The sequence below is a fragment of the Streptomyces sp. NPDC004561 genome (genome assembly GCF_053602155.1).
The window spans coordinates 1-9,993 of sequence record NZ_JBSGDB010000339.1; the positions used below are offsets into that span (position 1 = coordinate 1).

The window sequence follows — 9,993 nt, forward strand, 5'->3', positions numbered from 1 at the left end:
GCGCCGGCCGGGGCGGAAGAGAAGGGGACCCCGATGACCTCGCACCAGCGGCCCGAGCGGTCCGGGGCACCGGGCCCCCTGTCCGAAGCGGCCTTCCGCGACCTGTACCGCCGGCTGCGGGACCGGGCCCCGGACGGCGGGGAGCGGCGGCCCGGCGCGCTGGTCCGGCTCACGCCCGAGCGGGTGGTGGCGGCCGCGGCCGAGGTCCGGTGCGGACGCACCGTGTCGCTGGCCGCGCCCGTCGAGACCCGGTCAGGCCCGGACAGCCCGGAGCCCGCGTCCCACCGGATGACGGCGCCCGCGCACGGCGGGACGGCGGAGCACGGGCTCGCGTTCGCCCGTGACCGGTTCGCCATGAACGTGCACGGTGACGTCGACAGCCACCTCGACGCGCTGTGCCACGTGATCTTCGACGGCGAGCTGTACGGCGGCGTCCCGGCGAGCACCGTGACACCGGACGGCGCCCACGCGCTCACCCTCGATCCGGTGCGCGACGGCATCGTCGGCCGCGGAGTCCTCCTTGACATCCCGCGCCTGCGCGGCGTGCCCTGGCTCGATCCCGGCGACCAGGTGAGCGCCGACGACCTGGCCGAGGCCGAGACCGCCCAGCGGACCACGGTCGGACCGGGCGACCTGCTGTTCGTGCGCCTGGGGCACCGCCTGCGGCGCAGGACCCTCGGCGCCTGGGACGTGGCGCGGGCCCGGGCGGGGCTGCATCCGAGCGCGATGTCCTTCCTGGCCGAGCGGCAGGTGTCCGCCCTGGGATCGGACGGCAACAGCGACACGGCGCCCAGCGCGGTGGCCGGCATCGGGTTTCCGGTGCATGTGCTGGCCGTCAACGCCATGGGGCTGCATCTGCTGGACTACCTGGACTTCGAGGAACTGGTACCGGTGTGCGAACAGCAGGCGCGCTGGCACTTCCTGTGCGTGGTCGCCCCGCTGCGGCTCCCGGCGGCGACCGGCTCTCCGGTGAACCCCATCGCCGTGCTGTGAACCGGGCAGGCGCCGACCGTTCCAGGTGCCGCACTGCGGTATGGCGCGTACGTTCGAAGGGAAAAGCCCGCAACGGCCGCGGACAGCACGACAAGGACGGTGGTTGCCGTGGACGCCCTGCCCCCTTACGACGTCATCGTCATCGGCACCGGTGCCGGCGGCGGCACGATCGCCCACCGCCTCGCCCCGTCCGGAAAACGGGTGCTCATCCTCGAACGCGGCGACTACCTGCGGCGCGAACGCGACAACTGGGACTCCACGGCCGTGTTCGTCAAGGCCAAGTACCGGGCCCCGGAGTTCTGGCTCGACCGGCACGGCAACGAGTTCCCGCCCGAGGTGAACTACTACGTCGGCGGAAACACCAAGTTCTACGGCGCGGCGCTGTTCCGGTTGCGCCCCGAGGACTTCGGCGAACTCCGCCACCACGACGGCGTCTCGCCCGCCTGGCCGCTCGCCTACGAGGACCTGGAGCCCTACTACACCCAGGCGGAACACCTGTACCTGGTGCACGGCCGCCACGGCGAGGACCCCTCGGAAGGGCCGAGCAGCGCCCAGTACGCCTACCCGCCGGTCGAACACGAGCCGCGCATCGAGCAGTTGAGCCACGACCTGGAGAAGCGGGGACTGCACCCCTTCCACCTGCCGATCGGGGTCAACCTCACCCAGGACGAGTACGGCGGCGCCACGCACACCAGTGCCTGCATCCGCTGCAACCGGGTGGACGGCTTCCCCTGCCTGGTCCGCGCCAAGTCCGACGCGCAGGTCATCTGTGTCGAGCCGGCACTGGAGCACCCCAACGTGGACATGGTGACGGGGGCCCGGGTGACGAGGCTGGAGACCGACCCCACCGGACGCCGCGTCACCACCGTCGTCGCCCGGCTCCCCGGTGAGGAGGAGGCCCGGTTCTCGGCGGACGTCGTGGTCGTGGCCTGCGGGGCCGTCAACTCCGCGGCGCTGCTGCTCGGTTCGGCCAGCGACCGGCACCCCCGCGGCCTCGCGAACAGCTCGGACGTGGTCGGCCGGAACTACATGCGCCACAACAACCTCGCCCTGATGGCCATTTCGAAGCAGCCCAACGACACCCAGTTCCAGAAGACGCTGGCCCTGCACGACTGGTACCTGGGCGCCGACGACTTCGACTACCCCCTCGGCGGGATCCAGATGCTCGGCAAGTCCGACGCCGAGCAGATCCACGGCGAGGCGCCGCGCTGGGCCGGGTCGGTGTCACCGGACATGCCCTTCGAGGTCCTGGCCCATCACGCCGTCGACTTCTGGCTGTGCGGCGAGGACCTGCCGCGGCCGGACAACCGGGTGACCCTGGAGGAGGACGGCCGGATCCGGCTGACGCTGGACGAGTCGAACAACGTCGCCGGCCTCAAGCGCCTGCGGCACAAGCTCCAGCACATGCTCGGCCATCTCGGCATGCACGAACACCGCCTGCTCTCCCGCAGCATCTACCTCCACAAGGGCATGCCCATCGGGGCCACCGCGCACCAGGCCGGCACGGTGCGCTTCGGAACCGATCCGGCCTCCTCGGCGCTGGACCTCAACTGCAAGGCCCACGACCTGGACAACCTCTACGTGGTGGACACGAGCTTCTTCCCGAGCATCGGCGCGGTCAATCCGTCCCTGACGGCCATCGCGAACGCCCTCCGCGTGGGCGACCACCTGGTGGAGCGGCTGAGCTGACCGCCGCCGGCCCGCCTCCGGGGCCCGACCGGGCGAAGATCCTCAGCCGGGCAGCGCAACACGGCCCGCTCCGGCATGCGGCCGCGGCCGCCCGGTGTTTGCCTGACGGCTGATCCCTCCGGGCCACGTGCCCGGCCGTCCGGGCGCGTAGTGGAGGAGCAGGACATCGTGAGTTCCACCGAGGGCACACCCCAGGCCATGATCCCCCCCTCTCACCTGCTGAAAGGGCAGAAGGCGCTGGTCACCGGCGCGAACTCCGGAATCGGCAGGGCGACGGCCGTGGCCCTCGGCCGCGCCGGCGCCGATGTGATGGTGAACTACGTGGCCGGCGGCGACGAAGCCGAGAAGGTGGTGCAGGAGATCACCGCCTTCGGCGTGCGGTCCGTGGCCTACGAGGCGGACGTGTCCGACGAGGACCAGGTCGCCGCCATGATGAACGGGATGGTCGAGGAGTTCGGCACGATCGACATCCTGGTCGCCAACGCGGGACTGCAACGGGACGCCGCGCTAGCGGACATGACCCTCGCCCAGTGGCAGAAGGTCCTCGACGTCAACCTCACCGGGCAGTTCCTCTGCGCCCGCGAGGCGGCCAAGGAGTTCCTGCGCCGCGGGGTCGTCCCCGAGGTTTCGTGCTCGGCAGGGAAGATCATCTGCATGAGCTCGGTGCACCAGATCATCCCGTGGACCGGTCATGTGAACTACGCCGCGTCCAAGGGCGGCGTGCAGATGATGATGGCGACCCTGGCACAGGAACTCGCCCCGAAGGGGATCCGCGTGAACGCGGTCGCCCCCGGCGCCATCAAGACCCCCATCAACCGCGACGCCTGGGAGACGGCGGAGGCGCAGGAGGACCTCATGCGGCTGATCCCCTACAAGCGGATCGGCGACCCCGAGGACATCGCCAACGCCGTCGTCGCCCTCGCCTCCGACCTCATGGACTACGTCGTGGGCACGACCCTCTACGTGGACGGCGGGATGACGCTCTTCCCCGGGTTCGCCACCGGCGGCTGAGCCACCCCACCCGCGCCGGAGAGGCTCACATGCACACGGTCCTGCTGCTGGCGGACGTCCCGCCGCAGACGCTGCCGGCCAGGTCGATGATGGCGTTCACCCTGGCCTCCCACATCATCCTGGTCCCGATGGGTGTCGCCCTGCCGCTGATCACGCTCATCATGCACGGCTACGGCCTGCGCCGCGGCGACGCCACCGCCCTGCTGCTGGCCCGCCGCTGGTCGGCGGTGATGGCGGTCCAGTTCGCGATCGGCGTCGTCACCGGCACCGTGCTGTCGTTCGAGTTCGGACTGCTGTGGCCCGGCATGATGGGCCGGTGGGGCGATGTCTTCGGCATCGGGTTCGGCGTCGAGGCCTGGGCGTTCTTCCTGGAGGCCGTCCTCATCGCCATCTACCTCTACGGCTGGCGCCGGCTGCCCTCCCGGGCCCACTTCCTGCTCGGCCTGCCGCTGCCCTTCGCGGCCCTGCTCGGCGCCTTCGGCATCATCGCCGCCAACTCCTGGATGAACACCCCCCGGGGCTTCACCCTGGACGCCGCCGGAAACCCCGTCGACGTGAAGATCTGGAAGGCCGTCTTCACGCCCATGTTCGGGCCGCAGTACTGGCACTTCGTCGTGGCGATGTTCGTGACGGCCGGTTATGTCGTGGCCGGCGTCTACGCCGTCGGATGGCTGCGCGGCCGCCGGGACCGCTACCACCGGCTCGGATTCACGATCCCCTTCACGCTCGCCGCCGTGCTGTCCCCCCTGCAGTTCGTGCTCGGCGACTCCATCGCCCGGCAGGTCTTCCACAAGCAGCCGGTGAAGTTCGCCGCCATGGAGATCGTCTGGAAGACCGACACCCACCAGCCGGAGTACATCTACGGCCGGCTGCATCCGGACGGGAGCATCGCCGGCGGTATCCGGATCCCGGGACTCGACTCCGTCCTCGCCGGGTTCCGCCTGGACACCCAGGTGACCGGGCTGACCTCCGTACCCGCCGCCGACCGGCCGACCGCCGCCGAGGCCACCATCGCCCACTGGGCCTTCGACACCATGGTCGGCATCGGCTCCGTGCTGGTGCTGCTCGCGCTCTGGTACGCGGTGCTGTGGCTGGTGCGCCGCAGGTTGCCGGCCACGCCCTGGTTCTACCGGTGCGCCGCCGTCGCCGGACTCGCCTCCGTCGTCGCCGTCGAGTGCGGCTGGATCACCACCGAAGTGGGCCGCCAGCCCTGGATCGTGTACCAGAACATGCGGGTCGCCGAAGCGGTGACGGCCACGCGCTCCACCAGTCTGTGGATCATGTTCGGCCTGGTCGTCCTCATCTACGTCCTCGTCTTCGCGTCGTTCCTGGTGGTGCTGCTGAAGATGCGCGCGAGCTGGCGGATCACCGACCGGACGGCCGGACCGCGGGCACCGCACGAGCCGGAGGCGGACACTCCGTACGGGCCGCGCTCCGCGGGGAGCCGACTGTGATCGCCGGGATCATCGCCGCCGTCCTGCTGCTCGTGATCGCCGCCTACGCCTGCGGCGGCGGCACCGACTACGGAGCCGGCTTCTGGGACCTGATCGCGGGCGGAGCCGAGCGCGGCAAACGCCCACGATGGCTGATCGACCACGCTATGGCCCCCGTGTGGGAGGTCAACAACGTCTGGCTCATCTTCGTCCTGGTCATCATGTGGACGGGCTTCCCCGTCCTGTTCCAGCGGGTGTTCACCACGATGTGGCTGCCCCTGGCGCTCGCCGCCCTGGGCATCGTGCTGCGCGGCGCCGGCTTCGCCCTGCGCAAGCCCGCACGGCGCCTCGCCGGCCGGCGCCTGTACGGCGCGGTGTTCGCCGTCTCGTCGCTGCTGACGCCGTTCTTCCTCGGCGCCGCGGCCGGGGGAGTGGCCTCGGGCCGGGTGACCGCCACGACGCAGGCGTCGACGGACGCCTGGGCCAACCCCACGTCCCTGCTGTTCGGCCTGCTCGCCGTCGCGACCACCGCGATGCTCGGCGCCGTCTTCCTCGCCGCGGACGCCCGGCGCTTCACCGCGCCGGACCTGGACGGCTATTTCCGGCGACGCGCACAGGGCGCCCTGGCCGCCGTCGCCGTACTCTCGGTGATCACGCTGTTCGTCACCCACGGGGACGCGCACCATGTGTGGCACGGGCTCACCCACGGCGCGGGTCTGGTCTTCGTCGTCCTGGCCGCGCTCGGCACGCTCGCCACCGCCTGGCTGCTGACCCGCCCCTCGGGAGCCTGGTCGCGGGTCACCGCGGTCGGCGTGGTCGCCTCGGCGGTCATCGCCTGGGGCATGGCCCAGCGCCCCTACCTCATCCCGACCTCCCTGACCGTCGCCGCCGGGGCCGGCGCCCACACCACACTGCGGTGGCTGGGACTCGTCACCCTCGTCGCCGTCGCCCTCATCGTCCCCGCCGTAGCCGCGCTCTACTGGCTCGACACCCACGGCGAACTGGAGAGCCTCACCGACGCCGACCTGCGGAGCGACCGCGCCGGTGACGAGGTCTGAACCCGTGGCGGGCCGAGGTCCCGCACGCCGCACGGTGAGGGACCGGTGAGCGCGGACGACATCCTGCTCGGCGTCGGCCTGACCGTGGCCCTCGCCGTCGGGTGCCAGATCCTCGCGAGCCGGCTGCGGATCCCGGCCCTGATCCTGCTGCTGCCCGCCGGGTTCGCCGCCGGAGCCCTCACCGGCGTCGTCCGCCCCGACAAGCTCCTGGGACCGGCCTTCTCCCCCCTGGTGTCCGTGTCGGTGGCGCTCATCCTCTACGACTCCGGACTGGGCCTGGACCTGCGCCATCTCAAGGGCGCCACGCGCGGAGTCGTCCTGCGCCTCATGGCTTTCGGGGTGCTGCTCACCTGGGGGTCCGTCATCGGCCTCGGCCCGGTGCTGCTCGGCGTGCCGGTGGCCGTGGCCAGCATGATCGGGGTGATCCTCGTGGTGTCCGGGCCGACCGTCGTCGGTCCCCTGCTCGAACACGTCCGGCCCGCGGACCAGGTACGGCGGGTCCTGATGTGGGAGGGCTCCCTGATCGACCCCGTCGGCGGCATCCTCGGCGCCGTCGTGTTCCACTCCATCGTCGCCGGCGGGCTGCAGAGCGGCCATTTCCGCTTCGGTTCGTTCTTCGCCGGCCTCGCCGTCGGCCTCGCCGGAGGAGCGATCGGCACCGCGCTGCTGTGGCTCACCCTCCGGCGGCTCCGCCTCGGCGAGACGCTCGGCACGCTCGCCCAGCTGGCCACCGTGGTCGTGGTGGCCGCGGGCTGCGACATGGTGTTCGACGACACCGGGCTCATCGCCGCGATCGTCACCGGACTGGGCGCCGCGAACCTGCCGGGGTTCGACATGCCCGCACGCCGGCCGTTCTTCGAGACGCTCGTCCAGCTGATCGTCGGCCTGCTGTTCGTCTCCATCTCGGCCACGGTGACGCCGAGGTCCGTCGTACCGGTGCTGCTGCCCACGGCCGCACTGGTCGCCGTGCTCGTCCTGGTGGTCCGGCCCCTGGTGGCCGTGCTGTCCACCACCGGGACGGATCTGACCCGCCGTGAACGCGCCTTCATCGGCTGGATGGCACCGCGCGGCATCGTGGCCGCGTCCACCGCCACGACCTTCTCCGCCTCGCTCACCACCGCGGGCCTGCGCGGCGCCGGAAAGATCCTCCCGGTCACCTTCCTGGTGATCGTCGGAACCGTGGTGATCTACGCACTGACGGTGAAACCGGTGGCCGGCAGGCTGGGCGTCGCCCGGCCCGCGCGGGCACGCCCCCTGCTGGTCGGCGGCGAGCCCTGGGTCGTCGACCTCGCCCGGTCGCTGCGCACCGCCGGAGTGGACGTGCTGATGTGGGCGGGCTCGACGCAGGAGAGGACGCGCATCGAGGAGGCGGGGCTCGAACTGGCCGCCGGGGAACTGATGGCCGTGGCCACCGACCCCCAGGCCCGGCTGGAAGGGGTCACCTCGGTCCTCCTGCTCACGGACGACGACGACTTCAACGCCCTCGCCTCGATCGTCATGGAGGACAGCGTCGAGGGCCCGGTCCACCGGGTCGGGGCGCCACCCGGCAGCCCCGGCGTCGTCGCCCCCTACACCGCCCGCGGCACCCTCTTCGGCCCACGGCTGGTGCGCCACGCCCTCGCCGCCCGCCATGACCGGGGCGCCGGCTTCCACGTACAGCCCGCGTCGGCGCCCCTCCCGCCGGGCCACGACGCCCTGTTCCTCGTACGGCACGACGGCCGGCTGGAACCCGTCGCCGAGGCCTCGCCGGCCGGCGCGGAGCCGGGCGACACGCTCGTGCTCCTCGGACCCGCGCCCCCGGCCGGCTGAACCGGGTCCGCCTACCGCCGGTCGAGAGCCGCGTTCAGGGTGAGGGCCGCGTCGATCAGGGCGAGATGGGTGAACGCCTGTGGGAAGTTGCCGAGCTGACGGCCGGTCAGGCCGATCTCCTCCGAGAACAGCCCCAGATGGTTGGCGTAACCGAGCATCTTGTCGAACACCAGCCTCGCCCTGTTGGTCCGCCCCGCGCGTGCCAGGGCGTCGACGTACATGAACGTGCAGAGCGAGAACGTGCCCTCCGAGCCGCGCAGGCCGTCGGGCGAGGCCTCCGGGTTGTAGCGGTAGACCAGGCTGTCGCTGACCAGTTCGGCCTCCATCGCGTCGAGGGCCGACGTCCACAGCGGATCCCCGGGGGTGATGAACCCGACCGTCGCCATCCGCAGCAGCGAGGAGTCCAGCACGTCACTGCCGTAGTGCTGGACGAAGGCCCGACGGGACTCGCTCCACCCCTTCGCCATGATCTGCTCATAGACCGCGTCCCGTTCACGGCTCCAGCGCTCGGCCGCGGCCGGCCGGCCGTTGGCCTCGGCCAGTCGCAGCGCGCGGTCGAACGCCACCCAGGACATGACGCGGCCGTACGTGAAGTGCTGGCGCCCGCCACGGGTCTCCCACAGGCCCTCACCCGCCTGGTCCCAGTGGTCGACCAGCCACTCGAGGTTCGTCAGCAGCGAGGTCCAGCCCTGATGCCCGACCTGGATCCCGTGCCGGTGCGCGAAGTGGATGCTGTCCAACGCCTCGCCGTAGATGTCCAGTTGGAGCTGTGCGGCGGCGCCGTTGCCGATCCGCACCGGCGCGGAACCCTCGTAGCCCTCCCAGTGGTCGAGGATCTCCTCCTCCAGATCGGAGGAGCCGTCGACCCGGTACATGATGTTGAGCGGCCCGGAGTCCCCGTCGCTGCCGGCCCGTTCCCTGACCCGGTCGGCCAGCCAGTCGATGAACGCCCGTGCCTCCTCGGTGAAGCCCAGCCCCAGCAGGGCGTACACGGAGAACGAGGCGTCACGGATCCAGGTGAACCGGTAGTCCCAGTTGCGCTCGCCGCCGAGTTGTTCGGGAAGTGCCGTCGTCGGGGCGGCCACCAGGGCGCCGCTCGGGGCGTACGTCATGAGCTTCAGCGTGATCGCGGAGCGCTCCACCGTCTCCCGCCAGCGCCCCGAGTACTGCGACTGGCCCAGCCAGGAACGCCAGAACCGGATGGTCTCCTCGAAGAGTCCCTGGTACTCGGCGAGCCGGATCTGCCTCGGCCCGTCGACGCCCGACTCCATGACCAGTCCGCGCTGTTGGCCGGCTTCCAGGGCCAGGGTGAAGTGCAGATCGTCGCCCCGGTTCCTGAGGACGTCCACCAGCCGGTCGTCGTCCGGTTCACGGATGGGGTGCACGGTGAGTTCCACACCGTTCTCGGCGGTGAACACCGCCCCGTGCTCCCTGATGTGCAACCGGTGTGCCGTGCGCCCGTAGTCGAACCGCGGGGCGATGTCGACGTCGAACGTCATGGCGCCGCGCACACAGCGGATCATGCGGACCAGCCGGTGCCTCGGCGTGGCCGTCGGCCCCGTCACGGGCATGAAGTCCAGGACCTCCCCGGCGCCCGCCTCGGTCATGAACCGCGTCACCAGGATCGCCGTGTCGGGCAGGTACAACTGCTTCGTCGCGTACATCGCGTGCCCCGGCCGGACCGTGCAGTGCCCGCCGTTGTCCTTGTCCAGCAGCGCGCCGAACACGCTGGGCGAGTCGAACCGGGGGGCGCAGAACCAGTCGACGGTCCCATCGGTGGTCACCAGCGCCGCGGTCTGCAGATCGCCGATCAGACCGTGGTTCTCGATCAGTGGGTAGCCGTCCATCGGGGCACCCCTCTCGGTGTCCGATTCACCCGAATGCACCCCCCTTCCGATCAGCGTAAACTGGAGCTCGGGCTCCGGCCCGTCGGGCTCGGTCCGCCTGATACGCGCTGGTCGCGAGGGCCGACCGCGGGGGCTGAAACGAGGGTCTTCGCC

Annotated in this window: 7 protein-coding genes; 6 read left to right on the forward strand and 1 reads right to left on the reverse strand. The window is 71.4% G+C overall.

The genetic code is table 11. The annotated features are described in order from the left end of the window. The first annotated feature begins 33 nt into the window (after positions 1-33). The 6 genes from ACWEN3_RS32800 (at position 34) to ACWEN3_RS32825 (ending at position 7,993) form a co-directional block, all read left to right on the forward strand. Complete coding sequence (locus ACWEN3_RS32800) at positions 34-993, forward strand: cyclase family protein (protein WP_452978256.1); 960 nt, start codon at positions 34-36, stop codon at positions 991-993. Between the two features lie 99 nt (positions 994-1,092). Next, positions 1,093-2,682 carry a GMC oxidoreductase gene (locus tag ACWEN3_RS32805; RefSeq protein WP_452978243.1) on the forward strand — a complete coding sequence of 530 codons (1,590 nt, stop codon included), beginning with the start codon at positions 1,093-1,095 and terminating at the stop codon, positions 2,680-2,682. Between the two features lie 198 nt (positions 2,683-2,880). Then, on the forward strand, positions 2,881-3,693 hold the full coding sequence (locus tag ACWEN3_RS32810) for an SDR family oxidoreductase (protein WP_452978259.1): 813 nt from the start codon (positions 2,881-2,883) through the stop codon (positions 3,691-3,693). A 29-nt stretch (positions 3,694-3,722) separates the two neighbouring features. After that, positions 3,723-5,147 carry a cytochrome ubiquinol oxidase subunit I gene (locus tag ACWEN3_RS32815; RefSeq protein WP_452978246.1) on the forward strand — a complete coding sequence of 475 codons (1,425 nt, stop codon included), beginning with the start codon at positions 3,723-3,725 and terminating at the stop codon, positions 5,145-5,147. Further along, complete coding sequence (locus ACWEN3_RS32820) at positions 5,144-6,184, forward strand: cytochrome d ubiquinol oxidase subunit II (protein WP_452978247.1); 1,041 nt, start codon at positions 5,144-5,146, stop codon at positions 6,182-6,184. The genes ACWEN3_RS32815 and ACWEN3_RS32820 overlap by 4 nt, the downstream gene beginning before the upstream one ends. A gap of 45 nt (positions 6,185-6,229) precedes the next feature. Beyond that, the gene (locus ACWEN3_RS32825) at positions 6,230-7,993 is read left to right on the forward strand and encodes a cation:proton antiporter (RefSeq protein ID WP_452978250.1); all 1,764 of its coding nucleotides are present in this window, start codon (positions 6,230-6,232) and stop codon (positions 7,991-7,993) included. Between the two features lie 11 nt (positions 7,994-8,004). On the opposite strand, the gene ACWEN3_RS32830 is transcribed toward ACWEN3_RS32825, so the two are convergent. Further along, entirely contained in the window at positions 8,005-9,840 is a 1,836-nt protein-coding gene (locus tag ACWEN3_RS32830) for a glycoside hydrolase family 15 protein (protein ID WP_452978253.1), read from the reverse strand. Between the last annotated feature and the right edge of the window lie 153 nt (positions 9,841-9,993).